Source organism: Gammaproteobacteria bacterium (genome assembly GCA_016195665.1).
Classification (GTDB): domain Bacteria; phylum Pseudomonadota; class Gammaproteobacteria; order SURF-13; family SURF-13; genus JACPZD01.
Window position 1 is genome coordinate 16,940 of record JACPZD010000013.1, and the last position, 24,276, is coordinate 41,215.

A 24,276-nucleotide genomic window follows, 5' to 3' on the forward strand; every position below is an offset into this window, starting at 1 on the left:
ACTATGGATTTCCTTAATCTCGCCCCACTCCTGGACTGGATCGCCCTGCACCCGCACTGGGCCGGGGCGGCGGTCTTCCTGATCTCGCTGGCCGAGTCCCTGGCCTTCGTTGGCCTCTTTATTCCAGGCACTATCGTGATGTTTGGCGTGGGCGCGTTGATCGCCGCCGGAGCGTTGGAGCTTTGGACGACGCTGGGGCTCGCCGCGGCAGGGGCCGTGGTGGGTGACGGGATCAGCTATTGGCTCGGTCATCACTATCATGAACAGTTGCGGATGATGTGGCCGTTCAGCCGCTATCCGAAGATGCTGACCCGCGGCGAAACCTTTTTTCATAGGCATGGCGGGAAGAGCGTGCTGCTCGGCCGCTTCGTGGGGCCGGTGCGCCCCGTGATTCCGGTGGTGGCCGGCATGCTGGGAATGCCTCCGGCACGCTTCTTCGTGGTCAATGTCCTTTCGGCGTTGGCCTGGGCGCCGGGCTATATATTACCCGGCGTGATCTTCGGCGCCTCGCTCAGTCTCGCCTCGGCGGTGGCCACGCGCTTGGCGGTGCTGGTCGTGATCGTGCTGCTGCTGCTGTGGTTTACCGTGTGGCTGGTACGGCGGATGGTGAGTTTGCTGCAGCCACGCGCCGAGGTGATGGCGATACGGTTGATGGCCTGGAGCCGCTCGCACCCCGTGTTAGGCGGAATCACCGCTGTACTGGTGGACCCGCAGCGGCCGGAGGCGCGCGGCATGCTGATATGGGCAGCGCTGCTGATTCTGTTGGTAACGGGTATCCTCGCTCTGCTTGAGACGCAATGGATGGGCGCGCCGCTGGCGCATGCGGATACCGCCGTGTTCTACATCATGCAGGGACTGCGTACACCGTGGGCCGATGAGGTGATGGTGTTGCTCGGTGAGCTGGGGAGCGGCCGTGCGCTAGGGGCTGTCGTGGTGTTCGTATTAGTCGGCTTGGTTGCGCAGCGTCACTGGCACGCCGCCGCGCATTGGCTCGCCGCCGGGGCGTTCGGGGCGGTGTTGATTACGGTGCTCGAACTCGCTCTGCAAGTGCCGCGTGGCAACGGCTTCTCCGTGGCAGCAACGGCGACTCCATTCTCGCATGCCCACATGAGCGTGGTCGTGTACGGGTTCCTGGCGGTGCTGCTTGCGCGCGAGTTGCCGCGACCGCGGCGCTGGATCCCTTACACCCTGGCCAGCGTGATGGTGATTGCGGTGGCGCTGTCGCGTCTTTATCTCGGTACGCAGGGATTAACAGAATTGTTGGCTGGTGTGGTCGTGGCGTTCATCTGGTCGGCGTTGCTGGGGGTAAGTTACCGGCGTCACCCAGGCGCTCCGATACGCACATCGGCGATCATCACCGCCGCGGCCGGGGCATTGTTTATCAGCGCCGGCTGGTACATCACTCAACAGTATGAGCACGACCTGCAGAACTATGCTCCGCGGCACCCGGTCCGCGCGCTCAGCACACAGGCTTGGTGGGAGCGCGACTGGCAAGAGCTGCCCGCCTATCGTATAGATTTAAGAGGTGAACCGAGCCAGCCCCTGACCTTGCAATGGGCGGGATCGTTGACCGACTTGCAGGCTCGCCTGGAGACACAAGGGTGGAGCGTGCCTCCCGCATCCGGCCCCGCGACATTTTTGCTGTGGTTGTCGCCCAGCCCCGAACTCGCGCAACTCCCGGTGTTGCCGAAGGTGCATGATGGGCGTCATGAGTCCTTGCTGATGATTAAACCTGCACAGGAGGCGAACAGGCGGTTGGTGTTACGGTTGTGGAATGCCGATACGGTATTGCGAGAAGGCGGCGCGGGGATATGGGTAGGCAATGTGACGCGCGAGCATCTCAGCTCGCCGCTCCCCTTATTCACCGTCGCTCGCGCCGAGCCGGAGATTAATGGCTTGCTTGATGAGTTACAGGGTGCGCTCGGCGATCTCTCTTGGCAGAAGGTGCAGCGCACGCCGCTGAGTACGATTTCTGCGCGCGGGTGGAATGGCGAGGTACTGTTGGTACGGTCTCAACAGCCAGAGGTCCTGCGAGCGAGTAAGAAAAAGTAAGGGTAAGGTACTGATGGGCGGTGCTAACAATTATGCGCGGCGGTTCAGCCCGACAAAACCGTCGCCACGAAGGACGCCGAGGGAAATAAACTGTTTTGATCTTATTCCTCTGCGTTCTCTGTGGTGCGATTGCCGGCACTGCCCAAAATCGTCGCGATGAGATCCAAGCGTTGCAGCTCATCGTCTAGCTCCAACAACATTGGCTTCTCCGGTAAATCAACGGGCAACAGTTCCGTGAGGCGATAACTCAGCCAATTCGCCTGTGTGGCTTTTTGCATCGTGGCGGAAGAACTGTAGCCCGTCCGCTCGTTCGATTCCTTGAATAGGGCGACCAGCATTTGCAACCGCGACGGTACTGGCTGCTCGGGTGCATCGGCCAGCAGTTCCACATCGCCTGTCAAAAGCCGATTCGGCATCAAGGCCCGGGAGCGGATACGAAATCGCCGCTCGCCCCGGCAGGTAATGCCCAGCAAGCCGTCCTCACACTGAGTCCAGTCGGTAATTTTCGCCAGCGTCCCGACCTCATAGATGTCGGCCGCCTGGCCTACCTCCGCGCCGGAACGGATCAGGCACACGCCAAATCCGCTGTCCTGTTTCAGGCAGGCGCTCACCATGTCCAAATAGCGGGCTTCAAAGATGCGCAGCGTCAAGACGCCGCCGGGAAACAACACGGTGTTCAGGGGAAATAACGGAAGCGCGATTTCACTCACCCGAGTCGGGAGGAGATTCACCCCAGCGTGGTGTCAGGGTGTGCGCAATCTCCAGATGATCGAGGATACGGGCGACCACGAAATCCACCAGGTCTTCGATGCGCTGCGGGTTATGATAAAAGCCGGGGTTGGCGGGCAGAATCAACGCGCCCGCACGCGCGAGGCGCAGCATGTTTTCGAGGTGAATCACCGAATAGGGCGTCTCGCGCGGCACCAGAATCAGTTTGCGTCGCTCCTTGAGCATCACGTCGGCAGCGCGGTCTATGAGATTGTTGCTGATGCCATTGGCAATCGCGGCCAGGGTGCCCGCGGTACACGGGCAGACCACCATCGCCGCCGGGGCGTTCGAGCCGCTCGCCACCGGCGCCATCCAGTCCTCCTTGCCGAACACCTGCAATTGCCCCGGTTGCGCCGCATAACGCGCGCTGAGCAGCGCGGCCATTTCAGTGGGTTTGCTAGGAAGTTTGAGACCGGTCTCCATGGCGATGACCATCTGCCCCGGCGCGGAGACCATAAGGTACACTTGCTTGCCCGCCCCAAGCAGGCACTCGAGCAGACGCAAACCATACACTGCGCCGGAGGCGCCGGTGATGGCAAGGCTGATGGCTGCGGCAGTCATATCAGAAACTCTTCAATCTGGTACTCAAGATGCCAGCATACGGAATGACCAAACGGCAATTAAGACCGCTGTTGCTAACCAAATAGAAACGATCACTACAGCAGCAACGTAGTTTACGGGCTTGCCTTGTGTCATCACAATATGCGCTTGTGCTCTGCACTCGGCTAAAACATCGGGAGGAACTAATCTTATTGCTGCCATAATACCCAGAGGCACTAACACCAGATCATCAAGGTATCCAAGTATAGGAATGAAATCTGGAATGAGATCGATGGGGCTGAGCGCATAGGCCACAACGAATGCGACCATAAGTTTTGCATACCACGGCGTTCTAGGATCTTTGGCAGCGAGATAAAGGACATAAATCTCTTGCTTAAGCCGTTTAGTCTGCTGCTTTAGCTTTTCAAGAACACGCATTTAACTCTCTGAAGTAAATCCTGCATGAAATATGTGAATGGCGGCCTTATGCGATTTAGCCGGCAGCGGCTAGGGCACTCATCAATTTTTCATGTAGGCCGTTAAAGCCGCCGTTGCTCATGATGACGACATGGTCGCCCGCGCGCGCGGAGCTGGCAAGATAATTCGCGATGGCGGGTGTGGAGTCGAATACCTGCGCTTTGGAACCTAGGGCGGCTGCGACGGAGCCCAAATCCCAGCCGAGATTCTTGGGCTGATAGAGCACCACGCTGTCGGCGAGACCGAGAGCGGGCGCGAGGGTGTGCCGGTGCACACCCATACGCATGGTGTTGGAGCGCGGTTCGAGTACGGCGATGATGCGCGCCTCGCCTACGCGGCGGCGCAGGCCCTCTAAGGTCGTGGCAATCGCCGTGGGGTGGTGGGCGAAGTCGTCGTACAGAGTGATGCCTTTCACAACGGCCCGCACCTCCATGCGGCGCTTTACGTTCTTAAATTCCCCCAGCGCCGCGATGGCCTGTGTGGGAGGAACGCCCACGTGCCGGGCGGCGGCGATTGCGGCGAGGGCATTATACTGGTTGTGTTCGCCGAGCAATTCCCACGTTACTTTCCCTAGAACCTTGCCCTGCCAGGCGGTCTCAAAACCGCCATCCGCGGCTTGTGGCCCGCAGCTCCAGCCCTGTTCACTGGCAAAGGGCTCGACCGGCGTCCAGCAGCCGCGCGCCAGTACCCGCTTGATGGCCTCGTCCCGGTCATTGGCGACGATCAAGCCGGTACCCGGAATAGTCCGCACGAAATGGTGAAATTGCTATTCAATGGCTGCAAGATCGGAGAAGATGTCGGCATGATCGAACTCAAGATTGTTCAGAATGGCGGTGCGTGGGCGATAATGGACAAATTTCGAGCGCTTGTCGAAGAAGGCGGTGTCGTATTCATCGGCCTCGACCACAAAGAACGGCGTCCGGCCCAGCCGAGACGAGACGTCGAAGTTGTTGGGCACCCCGCCAGTCAAAAACCCGGGATTCAGCCCCGCATACTCCAATATCCACGCCAGCATCGCCGAGGTGGTGGTCTTGCCGTGGGTGCCCGCGACGGCCAGCACCCAACGGTCACTTAACACGTGCTCCGCCAGCCATTGTGCGCCCGAAGTGTAGGGCAAGCCCTGATCGAGCACGTATTCGACCGCAGGATTGCCGCGCGATAAGGCATTGCCAATTACCACGCAATCCGGGTGCGGCTGAAGATGCGCGGGTTCGTAACCCTGCATGAGGGTGATGCCCATGTCCGCAAGCTGCGTGCTCATGGGCGGATAGATGCCGGTGTCCGAGCCGCTGACCTCATGGCCCAGCTCCTGGGCCAGCCGCGCGATGCCGCCCATGAAGGTGCCGCAGATGCCCAGGATGTGCAGGCGCATAGCTACAGGCCCGAAGGGGCCAACAGCGACGCCAGCGCGAGCGAGGCCAGCAGATAGCCCATGCTGGCGAGGATACCCATCGGCAGAGACACATTCAGCGCGTGACGCAAGATGTGGCCTATCACCGTCAAGCTCCAAACCGTGATCAGCAACAGCAGCAACGGCGGGGCGTTTTGGATGAGCACGAGCGGCAGGGCGAACAGTCCGATCACCACCCCCGTTCCCGCGAGGGCGGAGAGGGTTTGCGTCAGACGCTGGGGAAGACGGCGCACCATCAGCAGGGTATAAGTAAGCGCCGCGAGGGTCAAGGTATCCGCGAGTCCGTATACTACGGCGCTCCCGAACGACTGTGTCGTGACGCTGAGCACGATGCTCGTGGCGGTGTAGGCGAGCAACGATAACGTGAGCGCGGATTGAGTAGCGGGGAGGTCTTGCGGGCCGGCGCGCAGCAAACAGATGTCCATATACAGCTTAAATATGTTCAGCAAGCGCATGACCTTCTGGCGGGTGCGTCCGTGACTCTCGGGGCATAACAGCTTATTCTATACCATGGCGGCGCAATTGCACGCCCCGGAACCCCTACTTATCACGCAATAATTTCATGCAAGAATTTTACGTTAACACACCGCAACAACTGATTACGTTGTGTCAGGCGTTGCAGGATAGCCGCTGGCTTGCAATAGACACGGAGTTTATGCGCGAGAAGACCTATTACGCGCAACTGTGTCTGTTGCAGGTGGCGAGCGAGGACATTATCGCCTGCGTGGACCCGCTCGCTTTGGCTGATATGAACCCGCTGCTGGAGCTGATTCATGATCCCGTGATCGTCAAGGTCATGCACTCGGCGCGGCAGGATTTGGAGATTTTCTACGATCTGCGCGGCGAATTGCCGCGGCCCGTGTTCGATACGCAGATCGCCGCGACCCTGTTGGGTCACGGCGATCAGGTCGGATACGGGGCGCTGGTGCGTGCGATGTGCGGCGTGCAACTCGACAAGGCGCACACCCGCACCGATTGGTGCCGGCGGCCGCTCGACCCCGAGCAGGTGCACTACGCCGCCGATGACGTGCGCTATTTGGGTCACATCTATCATGCCCAGCACGATGAACTGTCCCGCATGGGGCGGCTGGACTGGCTGAGCGAGGACTTTGCCGGACTCACCGACAGCCGCCGTTACGCCGGTTCCCCGGAATTGGCCTGGCGTAAAGTTCATCATGCGCATCTCTTGAAAGGCGTCCAGATGGCGATCTTGCAGGCCTTGACCGCCTGGCGTGAGGAACGCGCCAAGGCGGCCAATAAACCGCGTAAGTGGTTGCTTGCCGATGAAGTCCTGTTTGAATTGGCGCGCCAGATGCCGAAGGATGACGCGGGGCTCGCCAAGATACGCGGACTGGAGGCGGGCGCCGCTAAGCGCCATGGGGCCGACCTTCTGGAGTTGATCGCGCGCGCGGCGCAGTTACCCAAAGAGCAATGGCCGGAACCCCAGGTACCGCCGCGGCTGGACAGCAGTCAAGCGGCCCTGGCCGATGTGCTGATGGCGGTAGTGCGTCTGCGCGGCGAGGAGAGCAGGGTAAGTTCCACCAGCCTTGCGACACGCAAGGATCTCGAACACATTGTGTTGGGGCGGCGCGACGTCGCACCGTTGCACGGCTGGCGTCGCGCGCTGGTCGGCGATGATCTGCTGGGCATCGTGGAGGGACGGCTCAGTTTACAGGTGAGCGGTAGCGGGCTGAAGGTTGGGTAGGGCCGAATTCATTCGGCCAGCGCACCAGTGGTTGACGCTGCATGAATGCCGTTCTATATTGGTACCTATATTCACCGAATGACATTGCAGATGTCGGACATGAAAAGCAACGCAAAGATCAGCATGGCGGAATCGGAACTCAAAAAACTGGAGACGCGCATAGACGAGATGCTTCGCGCCTGTGCGCGGCTCAGTGAGGAGAATGCATCGCTGCGCAAGCAGCAGCGTACGCTGATGGCCGAGCGGGCCAAGCTGCTGGAGAAGACGACGCTGAGCCAGACGCGCGTCGAGACCATGATCCAACGGCTCAAGCTGCTGGAGCAGCGGGCATGAGCCGCGACGCCGCGCCGGTCACGGTGTATATTCTGGAAAAGGAATACCATGTGGTGTGTGCCGAGAACGAGAAGGAGGCGTTGCTCGATTCGGCCCACTACTTGCATAGCAAGATGAAAGAGATCCGCGACAGTGGTAAAGTAATAGGAACGGAGCGCATCGCGGTGATGGCGGCCTTGAACATGGCGCATGAATTGCTGCAGCAGCGTGGGCGCAAAGAGGATTATTCTCAGGTCTTCGGGAATAAGATCCGCGCCTTGCAGGACAAGATTGAGGTTGCGCTGCATAAGAGTAAGCAGATGGAGTTTTGAACGGCTGTTGGGCGCGTTGCCCCGGCCGTTGACAGTTTGGGCGTCCCCTGCGGTGTTTGTTAGTAGATTGGGTATTTTCTTGAGCCTAATTCAATGCCCCGGGGCCCTACATTAACGATGTTGTTGTGCATGTCCGCGCGACGGAAAGCCTGATACATCGCATAGGGTCCCACCTGAACCGTTGGTTCAAGGACGAAAATCTACGACGGCACATGCGGAGGGCGCCCCCTACCTTTTCTATGGGGCGCCTCTAAAAATAGTGGAAAGACGCATTTTTAGAGGCGCCCTATGAATGATCGCAACCGCTTACGTGCCCGGATGCGCGCGCAACGCCGTGCGTTGCCACTCCGGGACCGCGCCGCAGCCGCTCTCGCCGTTGCCCGGCGGCTGACGAGGTTACGGGTATTTCGCACCGGCCGCCGTATCGCGTGTTACTGGCCGTATCAGGGCGAGCTGGATCTTCACCCCTTTATGCAGCGCATCTGGGAGCTGCGCAAGCAGTGTTATTTACCCCTTGTATCCAGCCGCTATCCCCGAACTCTGCGCTTCGCCCGTCACGAACCCGATGCGGTGCTGCGCCTGAATCACTTGGGTATAGCCGAGCCCCGTGCGCCGGGTAATAAGCGTGTCGCTGCGGCGGCGCTTGACCTCATCATCGTTCCGCTGGTTGCGTTCGATGCGGCGGGGAATCGTCTTGGCTGGGGCGCAGGGCACTATGACCGGACGCTCGCCTTTCTTAACCGCCGCCGTCATTGGCGCCGGCCGCGGTTAATTGGCGTGGGTTATGATTTCCAGCGGGTGGATAACATTGAGTCCGCGCCGTGGGATGTGCCCTTGGATGCTGTGGTGACGGAACGGGCCGTGTATGGCAGAAATGTGAGGCGTTAGAAAAAGGTGAGGCGTGAGGAGTAATGCGTGAGGCGTAAAAAAGCGCCACGCTGCAAAGCAGCGTAACTCACCCCTCACGCCTTACGCCTTACGAGCCAGTGAGGCATAATAGGGCGATGCAGCAAACAGAATTCACCAACCGCCGCAAACGCCTGATGCAGATGATGGGCGCCGGCGCGATCGCCATCTTGCCCGCTGCGCCGGTGCGCCTGCGTAACCGTGATGCGGAGTATCCGTACCGCGCGGACAGCGATTTCTACTATCTGACCGGATTCCCGGAGCCCGAAGCGGTGGCGGTGTTCATCCCCGGCCGCAAGCAGGGTGAGTACATCCTGTTTTGCCGCGAGCGCGATCTGCAACAGGAGACATGGCACGGCCGGCGCGCGGGAACTGAAGGCGCGACCGCGCTACATGGCGCCGATGACGCCTTCCCCATCAGCGATATCAATGAAATCCTCCCGGGCCTGCTGGAAAAATGCGAGCGGGTGTACTACACCATGGGCCTCTATCCCGACTTCGATCAACGTGTCATGGAGTGGGTAAATCAGATCCGCAACAAGTCACGCGCGGGCACCCACGCGCCCCATGAATTTGTGGCGCTCGATCATGTGTTACATGAGATGCGGTTGTTCAAGAGCCGCGCCGAGATCGAGGCCATGCGCCGCGCGGCGCAGATCTCCTCCGCCGGTCACCGGCGCGCCATGCAGGCCTGCCGGCCGGGCATGATGGAGTATCAGATCGAGGCCGAATTGCGTTATGAGTTTACCCGCTCCGGTAGCGCCGCCCCGGCCTATAATCCCATCGTGGGCGGCGGCGCCAATGCGTGCATCCTGCACTACACCGGGAACAATGAACCGCTTAACGACGGCGATCTGCTGCTGGTGGATGCCGGCGCCGAGTTCGATTGCTATGCCGGGGACATCACCCGCACCTATCCGGTCAATGGCCGGTTCACCCCTGCGCAACGCGCGCTGTATGAGGTGGTGCTTGCCGCCCAACTCGCGGCGCTGGACAAGGTGCGGCCCGGTAATCACTGGAATGATCCGCACGCGGCGGCGGTGCGTGTGTTGACGCAAGGCCTGATTAAGCTGGGCCTGCTCAAGGGCCGGTTGAACACGCTTATAAAAGATGAAGCCTACCGGCGTTTTTACATGCACCGCACCGGTCATTGGCTGGGGATGGACGTGCATGATGTCGGCGACTACAAGATCGGGGACGAGTGGCGTGTGCTGGAACCCGGCATGGCGCTGACCGTAGAGCCCGGCCTGTACATCCCGGCAGGGAGCAAGGGCGTTGCGAAAAAGTGGTGGAACATCGGTATCCGCATCGAAGACGATGTGCGGGTCACTCGCAGCGGCCATGAAGTGCTTAGTGCCGGTGCTCCCAAGACCGTCGCGGAGATCGAAAGCTGGATGGCTAAAGGCCGGGTATAGTAGCAAAACGTGGACACCGACTACGATATCCTGATTGTCGGCGCCGGCATGGTGGGCGCGAGCCTGGCCTGTGCGCTGCGCGGTCAGCCGCTCCGTATCGGCGTCATCGAGGCCGTCCCGTTCCGCTCCGGCCGCCAACCCAGTTATGACGATCGCACTATCGCCTTGTCTTATGGCTCGCGCCGCATCTTCGCGGGCATGGATTTGTGGGGGCGTATCGTGGAGCACGTCACCCCGATCAAGCAAATACACGTCTCCGAACAGGGCAGGCCCGGTTTTTTGCGCATGGACAGCGTTGAGCAAGGCGTGGAGGCGCTGGGTTACGTTATCGAGAACCGGCGCATGGGTCAGCTATTTTCCGAGACCTTAAATTCAGCAAATAATATTCAACTTATCTGCCCGGCGCGCGTGAGCGGGTTAAACATCGAAACAGAACACGTAACGGTAACGGCAGAGCATGAGCATGGCGGAGTAGTGCGTTTGACCGCGCGACTGCTGGTGGTGGCGGATGGGCGCAACTCCGCCGCGCGTGAATTGCTCGGCATATCCAGCAGCGAACACGACTACCTGCAGACTGCGATCATCACCAACATTACTCCGGAACGACACCACGCCAATACGGCCTATGAACGATTTACCCCGCGCGGCCCCCTCGCGTTGTTGCCGATGAGTGAAGAACGCTGCGCCGTGGTGTGGTCGCTCAACAATGAACACCTCGATGCGGTGATGGCCCTCGATGATGCTGCCTTTCCCGATCTGCTGCAAGCCCACTTCGGCGAACGCCTGGGACGTTTGCAAAAGGCGGGGGAACGTCATGCCTATCCGCTGGTCCTCTCACGGGCGCAGGAACTGGTGCGGCCGCGTGTCGCTCTGTTAGGCAACGCCGCCTGTACTCATCACCCGATTGCGGCACAGAGTTTCAACCTGGGGTTGCGCGATGTGGCGGCGTTTGCGGAGATACTGATGAGTGCAAGGCGTGCAGGTAGAGATCCGGGTGACTATCAAGTTCTGCAGGATTACGCGCGCTCGCGGCGCGCAGACCATCTCGCCGTCACCGCGCTCACCGATACGCCCGTTCGCCTTTTCTCAAAGAGCTTTGCACCGCTTTCGATGGCGCGCAGCGCGGGCATGGTGCTGGCCGGCCTGTTTCCGCCGCTCAAGCAGGCGCTGATGCGCCGCAGCATGGGCATCGCCGGTTGGCAATCGCGTCTGGCGCGGGGCTTGGTCTTGTGATGCGTCTGGCTACCCCCCGATGATAGACAGCCCTCGGATTGAGCTCGTCAAAAACAGCTTTGACGTGGACGATATCGTGTTTCACGGCCTCATGGCGCTAGGCGTATTGAAGGAACTGGGTATCAAATCGAGTGGTCCGCAGCACAAACGCTGGTTCAAGTTCATGCAGCGCACCGGGCGGTTCAGCGAAGCCCCGGATTATCCCGCCTGGACTAAAGACGAATTTCTGGAATATACCGCGATCGTTTTGGCAATGAGCGACCCTGATGTACAGGGAAGAGCGGCAGCGAAGGGTTCTACTAATGTCGCGGGAGGCGGGATGCCGGGAGCGACCGCCCACCCTCTGTTCCCCTATGCGCGCGACGGGGTGGCGGCCATCACTGAATTTACATTAGAACACTTGCGCGATTACGAGCATCTCATCAACGTCGGCGCCAGCATCAACCGTCCGCCTTACGAAATAATAAGGATATAAAGAATATGTCCGGTAATAGCTTTGGAAAACTGTTCGTGGTAACTACTTTTGGTGAAAGCCACGGGCCCGCGCTCGGCTGCATCGTAGATGGCTGTCCTCCCGGTATGGAATTATCCGAAGCCGATATTCAGCCCGACCTGGACAGGCGCAAGCCGGGTCAGTCACGCCATGTGAGTCAACGGCGCGAGGAAGATCAGGTGCAAATCATGTCGGGCGTATTCGAAGGCAAGACCACCGGCACGCCGATTGGTCTGCTGATACATAACACCGACCAGCGCCCCAAGGATTACTCCAACATCGGCCAGACCTTCCGCCCCGGCCATGCGGATTACACCTACACGCAAAAATACGGCTTTCGTGATTATCGTGGCGGCGGACGCTCTTCCGCGCGGGAGACCGCGATGCGCGTCGCCGCGGGCGCGATCGCCAAAAAATATCTGCATGAGCGTTACGGCGTTGTGATACGCGGCTACCTCGCGCAATTGGGGCCGGTCAAAATCGAAAGCTTCGACTGGAATGAAGTCGGAAATAATCCATTCTTTTGTCCTGATAAAAGCAAAGTCGCCGCGATGGAGGAATTCATGGATCGCCTGCGCAAAGAAGGCGACTCCATAGGCGCACGTATCAACGTGGTGGCGAGCCACATGCCGGCAGGCTTGGGCGAACCGGTATTCGACAAGCTCGATGCCGACATTGCGCACGCCATGATGGGCATCAACGCCGTAAAAGGCGTCGAGATCGGCGCGGGTTTTGCCAGCATCGAACAAAAAGGCGCCGAGCACCGTGATGAGATCACGCCCAAGGGATTCTTAAGTAACAACGCGGGCGGCATCCTGGGCGGCATTTCATCGGGGCAGGATATTTTGGTGAGCATCGCACTCAAGCCCACCTCCAGCCTGCGCCTGCCTGCGCGCAGCATCAATTTACAAGGTGAGCCGATGGAGATGGTCACCCACGGCCGCCACGACCCCTGCGTCGGCATACGCGCCACGCCCATCGCCGAGGCCATGCTGGCGCTGGTGCTGATGGATCACGCCTTGCGCCATCGCGCGCAGAATATGGATGTGACGCGGACTACGCCCATAATACCAGGGTCTGGTTGACCGTCGTGCCGCGTTGCGCTAATATAGACCGAATTATGGTTAACCTGAAAGGAGCCCATCCATGATTACCCTGCCGCTGTCCGAGGTCAAGATGAAGCTGAGCGCGCTGGTGGAAAAAATAGGGGGCAGCGACGAAGAGGTGGTCATCACCAAGAACGGCCGGCCTGCCGCGGTGCTGGTGAGCCCGGAAGAGTTCGACAGCTGGAAAGAAACGGTTGCCGTGCGCGGTGACGAAGCCTTGCGGCGCGAAATCAGGGCCGGGCTGGCTGCGCTAAAGGGGAAAAAGGCGAAGCTCTATACCCTGGAGCAGCTATTCAAGTAACTGTCTAGCCGTTTGCCCATCCTACCGGATCACGGATGAATCAGCGCTCTTACCGCCTCAAGCTTCCTGACGAGGTGGCAGGATTGATCCGTAGCCTGCATCCGCATTTAGAGAAAAAACTCAGGGCTTCCTTACAGGCCATACTGTCCGACCTCTCTTCCGGCAAGGCATTGAAAGAAGAGCTTAGCGGATTATGGAGCTTCAGGGTCAGCCGCTTCCGAATTATTTACCGGATGCGCGGCGCGCAACAGATCGAGATCATCGCCGTCGGCCCGCGCGAGCGTATCTATGAAGAAACCTTCAAGCTGATACGAAAAGAACAGCGCAGGTAAGACAACATGATGAATTTACACTTCCGCCCATACAAGAATGAGCGGTTCCCATTCTTGCCGTTTGCAACTCGCCACTTGTAACCGTCCCTATGCCCTACTGGCGCCTCTCCGGTTTTTATCTGTTTTATTTCGCCGTGTTGGGCGCGCTGGTGCCGTATTGGGGACTTTACCTTAAGTCCGTCGGCTACAGTGCGGTGGATATCGGGCACCTGATGTCGCTGCTGATGATCTCGCGCATCGTCGCGCCCAACATCTGGGCGTGGATTGCCGATCACCGCGAGAGCCGCATGCGCATGGTGCGGCTCACCACCTTACTTACCATTGTTTTTTTCGCCGGTGTATTCTTTGGCGCGAGCTTCTGGTGGCTCGGCTTGGTGATGCTGGTGTTCAGCTTTTTCTGGAACGCCTCGCTGCCGCTGCTTGAAGTTACCACCATGCGTCACTTGGGTGAGCGCGCCGGCGCTTATGGGCGCGTGCGTTTGTGGGGCTCCATCGGTTTTATCTTGAGCGTGTCGGCGCTAGGGCCGGTGATAGACGCCTACGGGCCGTGGTGGGTGCTGCCGAGTTTGCTGGTATTCATGTCCGGCATTTGGGTGTTCAGTCTGGTCTTACCGGAATCGGAAGTAGGCGGGCGTGCGGAGCACCCCTCGCCGTTCCTGAAAACAATTCTGCGCCCGGAAGTTGCGCTTTTTTTGCTCGCCTGTTTTCTGATGCAGGCGAGCCACGGCCCCTATTACACCTTTTATTCCATTTATCTGGTAGACCACGGCTACAGCAAAACGGTGATAGGCGCGCTGTGGGCGTTCGCCGTGTTGTGCGAGATCGGCGTCTTCCTGTTGATGCAGCGGCTGATGACGCGCGTGTCACTGCGCAAAGTCTTGATGGCAAGCTTCGCACTCGCCACCGTGCGCTGGTTATTGATCGGGCATTTCCCCGACAGCCTGCTGATGCTCGTCATTGCACAGACACTGCACGCGGCGACCTTCGGCACCTTTCATGCCGCCGGTATGCAGGTGGTGTACCGCTTCTTCACCGGGCGCCACCAGTTCCGCGGCCAGGCCATCTACAGCAGTCTGAGCTTCGGCGGCGGCGGCGCGGCGGGGAGCCTGTATAGCGGCTATCTGTGGGAGTCCGCCGGGCCTACGTTCACCTTTTCCGTCGCCGCTCTCCTCAGTCTGGGCTCGTTTCTGATTGCATGGCGCCTGTTGCGCGAGCACGTTTAAAGCCTGCTGTTTCGCGCCAAGCGTAATCGGCGTAAAATACCGACTTCTCTTGAAATTCTCCTGACTGAACGTCATTAAAGCAACATGGCCGGCAAAACTCTCTACGACAAACTCTGGGACGCCCACGTGGTGCACGCCGAGCCCGACGGCACGACGCTGCTCTACATAGATCGTCACCTGGTGCACGAAGTTACCTCGCCGCAGGCGTTTGAAGGCCTGCGCCTCGCTGGGCGAAAACCATGGCGCACGGAAAGCATCCTTGCCGTGCCCGATCACAATGTGCCGACCACGGGGCTGGAGCATGGTGTGACCGATCCCGTTTCGCGCATACAGATCGAAACGCTGGATGAAAACTGCTCGGAGTTTGGCATCACCGAATTCAAGATGAGCGACGTGCGCCAGGGCATCGTGCACGTGATCGGTCCGGAACAGGGCGCGACACTCCCCGGTATGACGGTGGTGTGCGGCGACTCGCACACCTCCACGCACGGCGCCTTCGCCGCGCTTGCGCAAGGCATCGGTACCTCTGAGGTCGAGCATGTGCTCGCCACGCAGTGCCTGTTGCAGAAAAAGGCGAAAAACATGCGCATCAGCGTGGATGGCGTGCTCGCACCGGGCATCACCGCCAAGGACATCGTGCTCGCCATCATCGGAAAGATCGGCACCGCGGGTGGCGCCGGTTACGCCATCGAATACACAGGCCCCGCGATCCGCGCGCTCTCCATGGCCGGGCGCATGACGGTGTGCAACATGAGCATCGAGGCGGGTGCGCGCTGCGGCATGGTGGCGGTGGACGACACCACCATTGCCTATCTGAAAGATCGTCCCTATGCGCCGAAAGGAAAATTGTGGGAGCAGGCCGTCGTGGCGTGGCGCGAGTTAAAGAGCGATAACGATGCGGTGTTTGACAAAGAGGTGCGGCTCAACGCCGCCGAGATCAAGCCACAAGTCACGTGGGGTACGTCGCCGGAGATGGTGACGACCGTAGACGGCCGCGTGCCCGATCCCGCGCAGGAAAAAGACAGCGTGAAGCGCGGCGGCATGGAGCGCGCGCTGAGTTACATGGACTTGAAACCAGGCACCGCCATCACCGATATCGCGCTCGACAAAATCTTCATCGGCTCCTGTACCAACGCGCGCATCGAAGACTTGCGCGCAGCGGCGGCCGTGGTGCGCGGTAAGAAAGTGGCTAGGAGCATCAAGCTCGCCATGGTGGTGCCGGGCTCCGGCCTGGTGAAGCAGCAGGCGGAGAAGGAAGGTCTCGACAAAATTTTTGTCTCCGCCGGTTTTGAATGGCGTGCTCCAGGTTGCTCGATGTGTCTCGCCATGAATGCGGATCGGCTGGAGCCGGGCGAGCGTTGCGCCTCGACTTCGAACCGCAACTTTGAAGGCCGCCAGGGTCAGGGAGGCCGCACGCACCTGGTCAGCCCCGCCATGGCCGCCGCCGCAGCGATTGCCGGACATTTTGTGGATGTGAGACTACAGTAGCGACTAATGCGAAAATTTGAGAAATTGACCGGCCTCGTCGCGCCGCTGGATCGCGCCAACGTTGACACCGACGCCATCATCCCCAAACAGTTCCTGAAATCGATCAAGCGCACGGGGTTCGGGCCGAATCTGTTTGACGAGTGGCGTTATCTCGATCACGGCGAGCCGGGCGGGGACAACGGCAAGCGCCCGCTTAACTCCGACTTCGTGCTCAATCAGCCGCGCTATCAGGGCGCGAGCATCTTGCTCGCGCGCGACAATTTCGGCTGCGGCTCGTCGCGCGAGCACGCGCCCTGGGCCTTGGAGGATTATGGCTTTCGCGCACTGATTGCGCCGAGCTATGCCGACATCTTTTATAACAACTGTTTCAAAAACGGCCTGTTGCCTATTGTGCTCGATAGTAAAACTGTTGACCGTTTATTCGAGGAAGTGGAAACCGCGCCGGGTTATCAACTTACCATTGACCTGCCTGCGCAGCGCATCACTACACCCAAAGGCGAAACTATTTCTTTTGAAGTGGATGCCTTTCGCAAGCACTGTTTGATGAACGGCCTGGATGACATCGGCCTTACCTTGAAACACATGGACGAAATCAAAGCCTACGAAGCGCGGAGACGTGCGGAAATTCCCTGGTTATTTAGCTAAAAAATGGCAAAAAAAATTGCAGTTTTGCCCGGCGACGGTATTGGTGTAGAAATCATTGCCGAGGCGGTGAAGCTTTTGGAATGTCTGCGCCGCGACTTTGGTCTCCGGATTGAAATGGAACAGGCGCTGGTGGGCGGCGCAGCGATAGACGTCAGCGGTTATCCGCTGCCGGAGAAAACGCTCGCGCTCGCCAAGCAGGCCGATGCGGTGTTGCTCGGCGCGGTGGGCGGGCCGAAGTGGGAGACGCTCGATATTTCCGTGCGGCCGGAAAAGGGTCTGCTTGGATTACGCAAGGAATTAAATCTGTTCGCCAATTTACGCCCGGCCATTTTGTACCCGCAGCTTGCCTCCGCCTCCACACTCAAGCCCGAAGTTGTCGCGGGGCTCGACATCATGATAGTCCGCGAATTGACCGGCGACATTTACTTCGGCCAACCGCGCGGCGTACGCAATTTGCCGAGTGGCGAGCGCGAAGGTTTCAACACGATGGTGTACAGAGAATCGGAGATCGAGCGCATCGGACGTGTCGCATTTGATATTGCGCGCAAGCGTAACAAAAAGCTCTGCTCGGTGGACAAGGCGAACGTGTTGGAATGCACGGAACTGTGGCGCGAGGTCATGACGCGCCTCGCCAGGGATTATCCTGACGTTACGCTTACCCACATGTACGTGGACAACGCCGCGATGCAACTGGTGCGCGCGCCCAGGCAATTCGACGTGATGGTGACCGGTAATATGTTCGGAGATATTTTGTCCGACGAGGCTTCGATGCTCACCGGCTCCATCGGTATGCTGCCCTCGGCTTCGCTCGACGCCAACGGCAAGGGCATGTACGAGCCGATACACGGTTCGGCGCCGGACATCGCGGGCAAGAACATCGCCAATCCCCTCGCCACGCTGCTGTCAGTGGCGATGATGTTGCGTTACACTTTGCATGAGACCGAGCTGGCCGCGCGCGTGGAACGGGCGGTGAGCCGCGTGCTGGATGAAGGCTGTCGTACCGCCGATATTTACACCGACGGTATGCGTAAGGTGGGTACGAAGGAAATGGGCGATGCGGTGATTGCCGCATTGCATTAAATTTTATTTTTCAGGATAGCTGAACATGAGTAAGTTATTTGACGTCGCCGTGGTCGGCGCCACCGGCGCGGTGGGCGAGACCATGATTGAGATACTGGAAGAGCGCGATTTTCCGGTGCGCAATCTTTACCCCTTGGCGAGCAGCCGCTCGGCGGGCACGCTGGTGCAGTTCAAGGGCAAGCATTACAAGGTCGAAGACCTCGCCAGCTTTGATTTTTCCAAGGTGCAGATCGGGCTGTTTTCGGCCGGCGCCGAGGTGTCGGCCATCTATGCGCCCAAGGCCGCTGCGGCGGGTTGCGTCGTGATTGATAACACCTCGCAGTTCCGTTACGACAATGACATTCCGCTCGTGGTGCCGGAGGTGAATCCACACGCGATCGCGCAGTACAAAAAACGCGGTATCATCGCCAATCCGAACTGTTCGACTATTCAAATGCTGGTGGCGCTGAAACCCATTCACGATAAGGTCGGCATTGAGCGTATCAACGTGTGTACTTATCAATCGGTTTCCGGCACCGGCAAGGAAGCGATTGAAGAGTTGGCCGTACAGAGCGCAGCGTTGTTAAGCGGTAAAGAGTCGGCGCCGCATGTCTATCCCAAGCAGATCGCCTTCAACGTGCTGCCGCAGATTGACGTGTTTCAGGACAACGGCTATACCAAGGAAGAAATGAAGATGGTGTGGGAGACACACAAGATCATGGAAGACGAGGGCATACTCGTCAATCCCACCGCGGTGCGCGTGCCGGTGTTTTATAGCCACTCCGAGGCGGTGCACATCGAGACCAAAAAGAAGATCAGCGCCAAACAGGCGCGCGATCTGTTGGAGCATGCCCCCGGCGTGGTGGTCTACGACGAACACAAACCGGGCGGCTACCCCACCGCGGTGACCGAGTCGGCAGGGCATGACCCCGTGTTTGTCGGACGCATCCGCGAGGATATCTCTCATCCGCGCGGATTGGACCTCTGGGTGGTGTCGGACAACGTGCGCAAGGGGGCGGCCCTGAACAGTATCCAAATCGCCGAAATTCTGGTAAAAGACTATTTATAGACTATATACTTAGCCGATATAAATAAAGGTGATTCGAGATATCATTGCCTATCTTACTTGTCCCAGAAGCAGGATACCCAGCGACTATGGCTGGCAAGGGGTGTACACATGATCCGTAGAATGTTTGTGATGACGCTGCTGGCGATGCCCATGAGTGTTTTGGCTCTGGGGCTGGGGGATATCAATGTGCGCTCCGGGCTGAATCAGCCCTTAGAGGCCGAGATCCCACTGCTGTCGGTGGCTAGCGACGAGATTGATACCCTGAATGTAGGGCTCGCTTCGCCCGAGGCGTTTGAGCAGGCCGGGGTGGAGCGCCCCTTCCACCTCACGCAGTTGCGCTTTAAGGTCGAGCAAAAGGGCGGTAAGCCTTATATACACGCATACAGTCAGGAGCCCATCAAGGAACCTTATCTACAGTATCTGCTTGAGGTGAATTGGCGGGGCGGACGCCTGGTGAAAGAGTTCACCGTCCTGCTGGATCCTCCCACGCTGGCCGAGATTGCTCCGCCTCCCATCCGGGCGCCCAAGGCGGCAGTGGCGACTCCCGCGCCAGTCACGCCGGCTGAACCGGCGCCGAGCCCAGTGCAGGAAGCGCCCATCGAGATAAGCCCTCCGGCTGCGGTAGCTCCAGAATCAACTATCCCGCCTGTGAGCGGGTCGCGAGCGAGCGAACCGCGCGAGGACTACACCGTCAAGCCGGGTGAAACGCTGTGGTCCATCGCCCAAAGGCTGAAACCGGATGATACGGTCAGCGCCCAGCAGATCATGCTGGCCATCTTAAAGCAAAATCCTGACGCCTTTTTGAATAAGAACGTCAACACCCTCAAGGCCCACGCCGTACTGACTATCCCGGATTTCGACGCGATCATCGCCCTGACCAAGGATGAGGCGAAGGGCATCGTCAAGGAACATAACGCGGGTTGGAGGAGCTCGAATCAAAAGCCCGCCGCGGCTGAGGCTAAACCCGCCGAGCCGCAGATTGAATCTGCGCCGCAGCAAGAGTCGGGGGCCAAATTAAAGCTGGTCGCGCCGGCGGAGGAGGTCAAGCCAGCCCCGCCGGCCGCGGTTGCGGGGACGCCTGCAAACGGTTCTCCCAGCCCGCCCGCTGCGACGTCTACGCAGCCGCCCGCTACAGCAACCACGGCAAGCCCATCCGCCACTGTCTCCACTCCGCCTCCGTCCGCAGCAACGCCTAATGCGGCCTCTACGACCGATACCACCGCCATGCAGGCCGCTGAGTTGGACAGGGTACACAAAGAGCTTACGCTCGCGAACGAAGCGGTGGAGGCCAGGCGCCAGGAGAATGACGAGTTGCGCTCACGGCTCGCGGCGCTTGAAGAACAGACCGCCTCTACTCAGCGGCTGATTAAACTCAAGGACGAGGAACTCGCCACCCTGCAGGCCAAGATGAAGGAGATCGAGCAGGGCCGGCAATCCTCGGCAACGAAGACCGCCGCAAATGCGGGTTCCGGAGCGGAAAAGCCGCAGCTCGCCGCGGATGCCGCCGGCGAGTCCAGCCTGGAGGCGATGTGGTCGGCCCTGATCGGCAATCCCCTGGGTCAAGGCATGGTGGCGGCGGTGGGTTTGTTGCTCGTGAGCATGCTCTGGCTCATCAAACGGCGTCACGAAGCGAATACCTTCGTAGCCGAGGAGAGGGTCGAGCCCAGGGTCGCGGCTCAGACCTTTACTACTGAGGCGCCGGCCTTGGCTGTCATAGCGCCTGCTCCAGAGGTGACTGATCCGCTTGACGAGGCCGAAGCGTATATCCACCATCAGCGTTATGCTGAAGCGGAGACCGTGCTGAGGCAAGCCATCGCCAACGAACCGGAGCGCAATGAACTCCGTCTCAAATTGCTCGAAGTGTATTCCCGCACTAAAGATGTCGAGGCATTTACCTCGCAGGCGCGAGATCTGCACGACCACTTACGCGGCCATGACGGGCCTTTGTGGGACAAGGTCTTGGCCATGGGCAAGGAACTCGATCCCAACGAGCCCTTGTTCGGCGGTCAGACCCCGGTGGTAACCAGTATGGCGGGCGCTACCGGCTTTGCCGCCAATGAAACGCTGGAGGTCCCGCCGTCTCCCCCTCCTGCCGTGGAGACCGGCGGCTCCTGGCTCGACCGCGAACATACCGGCCACGTCATCGAGTTCGATCAGACCTCCCTAACCCCGCCCGCGGTGGAGCAGGCCGCCTCGGCCGCCAGCCAGCCCGAACCGAACCTTCTGGAGGGTTCGCCGGCGCAAACCGAAGCCAGTCCACTCCAGCCTTTTGAACCGCAACCCAGCTCAGAACAGACCCCGACGTGGTCTTTCGATACCGCTCAGGACAAGGGCCGGGACTATCCGCTCGATCTCGATCTGGAGAAGGAGGCCGAGAGATTGGCCGATGCCGGCGCCGAGTCGGCCCCGCTTCCAGACGTAGACAGGCCTTCTTATCTCGAATCCGATGATCTCACGGCGGAGGACGAGGTGGCGACCAAGCTCGATCTCGCGCGTGCCTATATGGATATGGGCGATCCCGACGGCGCGCAAGGCATCCTGGATGAGGTCATGAAAGAGGGTAACGAGCCTCAACGTCGAGAGGCCGAGGAATTGCTCCGCAAGATCGGCTAGCCGGCCATGCATCCGGTAATACGCCTCATTGGGTTCATGGTGTTAGGGGCTGGGCTGATGGCAGGCGGAGTGAAAGAAATAGCGGTGCTTGCGTTGCTGGTGGCGGCGCTCTATCTCGGTAGCCGCACTTCACCCGCCGGCGCCTGGCCACTGCTGCGGCGCGCACGCTGGCTGTTCCTTTCCTTGTTGATCCTCTACTTTTGGTTTTCCCCCGGACGAGCGGTGTTACCGTATTACGGCATGCCCACCGTAGAAGGCGTCGAGGACGGCGCACTCCGCATCGCCGCGTTAATCCTGCTCGTCTTCGCGGTGCATCTGCTGTTGCAGACCACAGGGCGCGCGCAATGGGTGGCGGCGCTATGCTGGTTAGCCAAGCCCCTCAATATCTTCAGCGGCGCCGGCGACCGCTTCGCGGTACGTGCGGTGCTGACGTTGGAGACCGTCACTCACGCCCGGCGTATATTTATCCAAGAACGCTTAAAAGAAGAAAGGTCTTCGCGCTGGCGGCGCATCACGGATACCGCCGGAACGCTTTTCCAAACGGCCGTCGCCCGGGCCGAGTCCATGACGGCGCAGGTCATTGTGCTGCCGGAGAGTTATCACCCGCCACTGTATCAATGGCTCTACCCCCTCGCGCTGGCTTTCGTGATTTGGAGGATGGGGTAGAAGACCCTTCGCCCTCGAGCCGCTATGCAGCAATGGGATGAATTCATGCTAGGGCGCGATGCGGATCCGATAGAGGTCAGCACCAGCGCAGACCAGCGCAACGCTGCACTTTCCTCAATCAATCAGAGCAAGCGTGCTCTTACTATCTACAGCCGCGATCTCGACCACGCCGTGTATGACAACCCCGAATTGGTTGAAGCAGTCCGGCAGTTGGCCATCCGCAGCCGGGTTTCGGAGATCAAGATCCTGGTGCAGAATTCGGAGCGCATCGTGCAACAAGGGCATCGTCTCATCGAACTCAGCCGCCGCCTGGAGAGTCTAATCAAGATTCGTAAAGTTACTGAAGAATACCACCACTACAACGGCTCTTTTCTAGTGGTGGACCGGCGTGGGGTAATACATAACAAGACCGGCGAGAGTTACCGCGCGATTGTGAATTTCAATGCGCCGTCAGAGGCCGCCCTGCTGCTGAATTTTTTTGATGAGGTCTGGGAGCGCAGCGAGCCGGATCCGGAACTGCGCGCGTTGGGCGTATGACTTCTAATGTTGAACCGCCAAGACGCCAAGAACGCCAAGATTTTTACTTACAATTCAAGCTTTTTTTGGTGACCTTGGCGTCTTGGCGGTTGGCGATATATCTTCCAGAGCTTCCTTATGAGAATCGCCCTCGGAGTGGAATACGACGGTACGGATTTCTGCGGCTGGCAGGTGCAAGAGGGTGTCCGCACTGTGCAGGCGTGTATAGAGCAGGCTCTTGCCAAGGTCGCCGATCATCCTGTGCGCGTGATCTGCGCGGGACGCACCGACACGGGTGTGCATGCGCTGGGCCAGGTAATCCATTTTGATAGCGAGGCCGTGCGCAACGAACGCGGATGGGTGTTCGGCGCGAATACCCATCTCCCCAAGGATTGCAGCGTGATCTGGGCACGTGTAGTGAGCGATGATTTTCATGCGCGTTATTCGGCGGTCTCCCGTTACTACCGTTACGTGATTTTCAACAGGACGGTGCGCTCCGGCGTCTTTGCAAATAGGGTGAGCTGGTGTTATCGGCCGCTCGACGAAGGCCGCATGAGTGAGGCCGCGCGCTATTTGATCGGCGAACATGATTTTTCCTCCTATCGCGCAGTGGCCTGTCAGGCGAAACATGCGGTGCGCACGGTTCACCGGCTGGACGTTGCCCGCCACGGGGAGAGGGTCGTCATTGACATTGTCGCCAATGCCTTCCTGCATCACATGGTGCGCAACATCGCCGGTGTGCTGATGACGATAGGGAGCGGTGAGCGCGAACCGGTTTGGGCAAAAGAGGTGCTGGAGGCGCGTGATCGCACGCTGGGCGGCGTCACCGCGCCGCCCCAGGGGTTGACCCTGATGGCTGTTGAATACCCTGAAACCTTTGCCCTGCCCGCGCCCGGCGCAGAACCGTTTTTTTGAGTTAGAATAATCTATAATAGTGGCGTTTTCTTCCCCTTTCTCTTGTATCTTGCACTTTTCTCTGCCTTATTATGCGTACACGGGTTAAAATCTGTGGCATTACCCGACCTCAAGATGCCCTTGAGGCCGCGAGGCTGGGCGCCGATGCGATCGGCTTGGTGTTTTATCCGTCCAGCCCGCGCGCGGTAACCGTGGAGCAGGCGCGGGCCATCGTCGCCGCGATGCCGCCTTTTGTCACGGTGGTGGGCCTGTTCGTGGACGCCAAGCCCGCAGAAATTTCCGCAGTCCTGGATGCAGTGCGTCTCGATACGCTGCAATTTCACGGTAATGAAAAGGCGGCCGAATGCGGTCGCTATGGCAGGCCTTATATTAAGGCCCTGAGGATGCGCCAAGGGGTGGATGTAGCCGCTTACGCGCGCGACCATGCCGGCAGTGCCGCGCTGTTATTGGATGCTCATGTCGAAGGGGTCCCAGGCGGTACGGGCCTGACATTTGACTGGTCGCTGACGCCGGCCGGTTTGGATAAACCGCTGATCCTGGCCGGCGGGCTCAACCCCGAAAATGTGGCGGATGCGATACGCAGGGTGTGGCCCTACGCCGTGGATGTGAGCGGCGGCGTGGAATCTGAAAAGGGCATTAAGGATCATCGAAAGATGGCGAAATTTATCAACGAGGTCAACCATGTCAGCATCTCCTAAA

General features: G+C 59.5%; 25 protein-coding genes, 1 other RNA gene and 1 pseudogene. 22 read left to right on the forward strand and 5 right to left on the reverse strand.

The features are described 5' to 3' along the window. The first annotated feature begins 3 nt into the window (after window positions 1-3). The gene (locus HY028_04475; protein ID MBI3344102.1) at window positions 4-2,052 is read left to right on the forward strand and encodes a VTT domain-containing protein; all 2,049 of its coding nucleotides are present in this window, start codon (window positions 4-6) and stop codon (window positions 2,050-2,052) included. 101 nt (window positions 2,053-2,153) lie between these two features. Here the strand turns inward: HY028_04475 and HY028_04480 are convergent, their stop codons facing one another. From HY028_04480 to HY028_04500, 5 genes and pseudogenes are all read right to left on the reverse strand, one after another. Then, window positions 2,154-2,753, reverse strand: coding sequence for an LON peptidase substrate-binding domain-containing protein (locus tag HY028_04480; protein ID MBI3344103.1), 600 nt, complete (start codon window positions 2,751-2,753; stop codon window positions 2,154-2,156). 1 nt (window position 2,754) lies between these two features. Continuing rightward, window positions 2,755-3,381: a UbiX family flavin prenyltransferase gene (locus HY028_04485; GenBank protein ID MBI3344104.1), complete on the reverse strand. Its 627-nt coding sequence runs from the start codon at window positions 3,379-3,381 to the stop codon at window positions 2,755-2,757. A 24-nt stretch (window positions 3,382-3,405) separates the two neighbouring features. After that, a complete protein-coding gene (locus HY028_04490) occupies window positions 3,406-3,798 on the reverse strand; it encodes a DUF1232 domain-containing protein (protein ID MBI3344105.1) in 393 nt (130 codons plus the stop codon). 55 nt (window positions 3,799-3,853) lie between these two features. Beyond that, a pseudogene (gene mpl / locus HY028_04495) lies at window positions 3,854-5,209 on the reverse strand (UDP-N-acetylmuramate:L-alanyl-gamma-D-glutamyl-meso-diaminopimelate ligase). A 2-nt stretch (window positions 5,210-5,211) separates the two neighbouring features. Beyond that, the gene (locus HY028_04500) at window positions 5,212-5,673 is read right to left on the reverse strand and encodes a hypothetical protein (GenBank protein MBI3344106.1); all 462 of its coding nucleotides are present in this window, start codon (window positions 5,671-5,673) and stop codon (window positions 5,212-5,214) included. Window positions 5,674-5,810: 137 nt separating this feature from the next. Here HY028_04500 and rnd point away from each other — a divergent pair, with 137 nt between their 5' ends. From rnd to HY028_04605, 21 genes are all read left to right on the forward strand, one after another. Then, window positions 5,811-6,953 (forward strand): ribonuclease D, encoded by a 1,143-nt coding sequence (gene rnd / locus HY028_04505; protein ID MBI3344107.1) that lies wholly within the window; start codon window positions 5,811-5,813, stop codon window positions 6,951-6,953. A 123-nt stretch (window positions 6,954-7,076) separates the two neighbouring features. Next, window positions 7,077-7,286 carry a TIGR02449 family protein gene (locus HY028_04510; GenBank protein MBI3344108.1) on the forward strand — a complete coding sequence of 70 codons (210 nt, stop codon included), beginning with the start codon at window positions 7,077-7,079 and terminating at the stop codon, window positions 7,284-7,286. Next, complete coding sequence (locus HY028_04515; GenBank protein ID MBI3344109.1) at window positions 7,283-7,597, forward strand: cell division protein ZapA; 315 nt, start codon at window positions 7,283-7,285, stop codon at window positions 7,595-7,597. The genes HY028_04510 and HY028_04515 overlap by 4 nt, the downstream gene beginning before the upstream one ends. Before the next feature lie 41 nt (window positions 7,598-7,638). Beyond that, a non-coding RNA gene (ssrS, locus tag HY028_04520) (6S RNA) lies at window positions 7,639-7,822 on the forward strand. Window positions 7,823-7,885: 63 nt separating this feature from the next. Then, window positions 7,886-8,485 carry a 5-formyltetrahydrofolate cyclo-ligase gene (locus HY028_04525; protein ID MBI3344110.1) on the forward strand — a complete coding sequence of 200 codons (600 nt, stop codon included), beginning with the start codon at window positions 7,886-7,888 and terminating at the stop codon, window positions 8,483-8,485. 116 nt (window positions 8,486-8,601) lie between these two features. Continuing rightward, window positions 8,602-9,918 carry a Xaa-Pro aminopeptidase gene (gene pepP, locus HY028_04530; protein ID MBI3344111.1) on the forward strand — a complete coding sequence of 439 codons (1,317 nt, stop codon included), beginning with the start codon at window positions 8,602-8,604 and terminating at the stop codon, window positions 9,916-9,918. A gap of 48 nt (window positions 9,919-9,966) precedes the next feature. Further along, on the forward strand, window positions 9,967-11,151 hold the full coding sequence (ubiH, locus tag HY028_04535) for a 2-octaprenyl-6-methoxyphenyl hydroxylase (GenBank protein MBI3344112.1): 1,185 nt from the start codon (window positions 9,967-9,969) through the stop codon (window positions 11,149-11,151). 19 nt (window positions 11,152-11,170) lie between these two features. Further along, on the forward strand, window positions 11,171-11,626 hold the full coding sequence (locus HY028_04540; GenBank protein ID MBI3344113.1) for a hypothetical protein: 456 nt from the start codon (window positions 11,171-11,173) through the stop codon (window positions 11,624-11,626). A 5-nt stretch (window positions 11,627-11,631) separates the two neighbouring features. Further along, window positions 11,632-12,729, forward strand: a complete 1,098-nt coding sequence (aroC, locus tag HY028_04545) for a chorismate synthase (protein ID MBI3344114.1) — start codon at window positions 11,632-11,634, stop codon at window positions 12,727-12,729. Between the two features lie 61 nt (window positions 12,730-12,790). After that, window positions 12,791-13,051 carry a type II toxin-antitoxin system Phd/YefM family antitoxin gene (locus HY028_04550; protein MBI3344115.1) on the forward strand — a complete coding sequence of 87 codons (261 nt, stop codon included), beginning with the start codon at window positions 12,791-12,793 and terminating at the stop codon, window positions 13,049-13,051. Between the two features lie 35 nt (window positions 13,052-13,086). After that, window positions 13,087-13,383, forward strand: a complete 297-nt coding sequence (locus tag HY028_04555) for a type II toxin-antitoxin system RelE/ParE family toxin (protein ID MBI3344116.1) — start codon at window positions 13,087-13,089, stop codon at window positions 13,381-13,383. Window positions 13,384-13,472: 89 nt separating this feature from the next. Then, window positions 13,473-14,606 carry an MFS transporter gene (locus HY028_04560; protein MBI3344117.1) on the forward strand — a complete coding sequence of 378 codons (1,134 nt, stop codon included), beginning with the start codon at window positions 13,473-13,475 and terminating at the stop codon, window positions 14,604-14,606. Between the two features lie 84 nt (window positions 14,607-14,690). Then, on the forward strand, window positions 14,691-16,094 hold the full coding sequence (leuC, locus tag HY028_04565; GenBank protein ID MBI3344118.1) for a 3-isopropylmalate dehydratase large subunit: 1,404 nt from the start codon (window positions 14,691-14,693) through the stop codon (window positions 16,092-16,094). A 6-nt stretch (window positions 16,095-16,100) separates the two neighbouring features. Beyond that, the gene (gene leuD / locus HY028_04570; GenBank protein ID MBI3344119.1) at window positions 16,101-16,739 is read left to right on the forward strand and encodes a 3-isopropylmalate dehydratase small subunit; all 639 of its coding nucleotides are present in this window, start codon (window positions 16,101-16,103) and stop codon (window positions 16,737-16,739) included. A gap of 3 nt (window positions 16,740-16,742) precedes the next feature. Then, window positions 16,743-17,819, forward strand: a complete 1,077-nt coding sequence (gene leuB / locus HY028_04575) for a 3-isopropylmalate dehydrogenase (protein ID MBI3344120.1) — start codon at window positions 16,743-16,745, stop codon at window positions 17,817-17,819. 25 nt (window positions 17,820-17,844) lie between these two features. Next, window positions 17,845-18,867 carry an aspartate-semialdehyde dehydrogenase gene (locus HY028_04580; GenBank protein ID MBI3344121.1) on the forward strand — a complete coding sequence of 341 codons (1,023 nt, stop codon included), beginning with the start codon at window positions 17,845-17,847 and terminating at the stop codon, window positions 18,865-18,867. A gap of 108 nt (window positions 18,868-18,975) precedes the next feature. Continuing rightward, window positions 18,976-21,480 carry a FimV family protein gene (locus tag HY028_04585; GenBank protein ID MBI3344122.1) on the forward strand — a complete coding sequence of 835 codons (2,505 nt, stop codon included), beginning with the start codon at window positions 18,976-18,978 and terminating at the stop codon, window positions 21,478-21,480. 6 nt (window positions 21,481-21,486) lie between these two features. Then, window positions 21,487-22,146, forward strand: a complete 660-nt coding sequence (locus tag HY028_04590; GenBank protein ID MBI3344123.1) for a hypothetical protein — start codon at window positions 21,487-21,489, stop codon at window positions 22,144-22,146. Window positions 22,147-22,170: 24 nt separating this feature from the next. Then, window positions 22,171-22,683 carry a hypothetical protein gene (locus tag HY028_04595; GenBank protein MBI3344124.1) on the forward strand — a complete coding sequence of 171 codons (513 nt, stop codon included), beginning with the start codon at window positions 22,171-22,173 and terminating at the stop codon, window positions 22,681-22,683. Window positions 22,684-22,800: 117 nt separating this feature from the next. Further along, on the forward strand, window positions 22,801-23,577 hold the full coding sequence (truA, locus tag HY028_04600; protein ID MBI3344125.1) for a tRNA pseudouridine(38-40) synthase TruA: 777 nt from the start codon (window positions 22,801-22,803) through the stop codon (window positions 23,575-23,577). A 68-nt stretch (window positions 23,578-23,645) separates the two neighbouring features. Continuing rightward, complete coding sequence (locus HY028_04605; protein MBI3344126.1) at window positions 23,646-24,275, forward strand: phosphoribosylanthranilate isomerase; 630 nt, start codon at window positions 23,646-23,648, stop codon at window positions 24,273-24,275. Window position 24,276 lies beyond the last annotated feature (1 nt).

Excerpts from the sequence above, each read along its gene's own strand:
- aroC (MBI3344114.1), top strand. The coding sequence starts at position 11,632 with ATGTCCGGTAATAGCTTTGGAAAACTGTTCGTGGTAACTACTTTTGGT.
- leuC (MBI3344118.1), top strand. The coding sequence starts at position 14,691 with ATGGCCGGCAAAACTCTCTACGACAAACTCTGGGACGCCCACGTGGTG.
- HY028_04540 (MBI3344113.1), top strand. The coding sequence starts at position 11,171 with ATGATAGACAGCCCTCGGATTGAGCTCGTCAAAAACAGCTTTGACGTG.
- HY028_04550 (MBI3344115.1), top strand. The coding sequence starts at position 12,791 with ATGATTACCCTGCCGCTGTCCGAGGTCAAGATGAAGCTGAGCGCGCTG.
- truA (MBI3344125.1), top strand. The coding sequence starts at position 22,801 with ATGAGAATCGCCCTCGGAGTGGAATACGACGGTACGGATTTCTGCGGC.
- HY028_04590 (MBI3344123.1), top strand. The coding sequence starts at position 21,487 with ATGCATCCGGTAATACGCCTCATTGGGTTCATGGTGTTAGGGGCTGGG.
- pepP (MBI3344111.1), top strand. The coding sequence starts at position 8,602 with ATGCAGCAAACAGAATTCACCAACCGCCGCAAACGCCTGATGCAGATG.
- HY028_04490 (MBI3344105.1), bottom strand. The coding sequence starts at position 3,798 with ATGCGTGTTCTTGAAAAGCTAAAGCAGCAGACTAAACGGCTTAAGCAA.
- leuB (MBI3344120.1), top strand. The coding sequence starts at position 16,743 with ATGGCAAAAAAAATTGCAGTTTTGCCCGGCGACGGTATTGGTGTAGAA.
- HY028_04485 (MBI3344104.1), bottom strand. The coding sequence starts at position 3,381 with ATGACTGCCGCAGCCATCAGCCTTGCCATCACCGGCGCCTCCGGCGCA.
- HY028_04555 (MBI3344116.1), top strand. The coding sequence starts at position 13,087 with ATGAATCAGCGCTCTTACCGCCTCAAGCTTCCTGACGAGGTGGCAGGA.
- HY028_04585 (MBI3344122.1), top strand. The coding sequence starts at position 18,976 with ATGATCCGTAGAATGTTTGTGATGACGCTGCTGGCGATGCCCATGAGT.
- rnd (MBI3344107.1), top strand. The coding sequence starts at position 5,811 with ATGCAAGAATTTTACGTTAACACACCGCAACAACTGATTACGTTGTGT.
- HY028_04475 (MBI3344102.1), top strand. The coding sequence starts at position 4 with ATGGATTTCCTTAATCTCGCCCCACTCCTGGACTGGATCGCCCTGCAC.
- HY028_04510 (MBI3344108.1), top strand. The coding sequence starts at position 7,077 with ATGGCGGAATCGGAACTCAAAAAACTGGAGACGCGCATAGACGAGATG.
- HY028_04560 (MBI3344117.1), top strand. The coding sequence starts at position 13,473 with ATGCCCTACTGGCGCCTCTCCGGTTTTTATCTGTTTTATTTCGCCGTG.
- HY028_04595 (MBI3344124.1), top strand. The coding sequence starts at position 22,171 with ATGCAGCAATGGGATGAATTCATGCTAGGGCGCGATGCGGATCCGATA.
- HY028_04525 (MBI3344110.1), top strand. The coding sequence starts at position 7,886 with ATGAATGATCGCAACCGCTTACGTGCCCGGATGCGCGCGCAACGCCGT.
- leuD (MBI3344119.1), top strand. The coding sequence starts at position 16,101 with ATGCGAAAATTTGAGAAATTGACCGGCCTCGTCGCGCCGCTGGATCGC.
- ubiH (MBI3344112.1), top strand. The coding sequence starts at position 9,967 with ATGGTGGGCGCGAGCCTGGCCTGTGCGCTGCGCGGTCAGCCGCTCCGT.
- HY028_04515 (MBI3344109.1), top strand. The coding sequence starts at position 7,283 with ATGAGCCGCGACGCCGCGCCGGTCACGGTGTATATTCTGGAAAAGGAA.
- HY028_04500 (MBI3344106.1), bottom strand. The coding sequence starts at position 5,673 with ATGGACATCTGTTTGCTGCGCGCCGGCCCGCAAGACCTCCCCGCTACT.
- HY028_04580 (MBI3344121.1), top strand. The coding sequence starts at position 17,845 with ATGAGTAAGTTATTTGACGTCGCCGTGGTCGGCGCCACCGGCGCGGTG.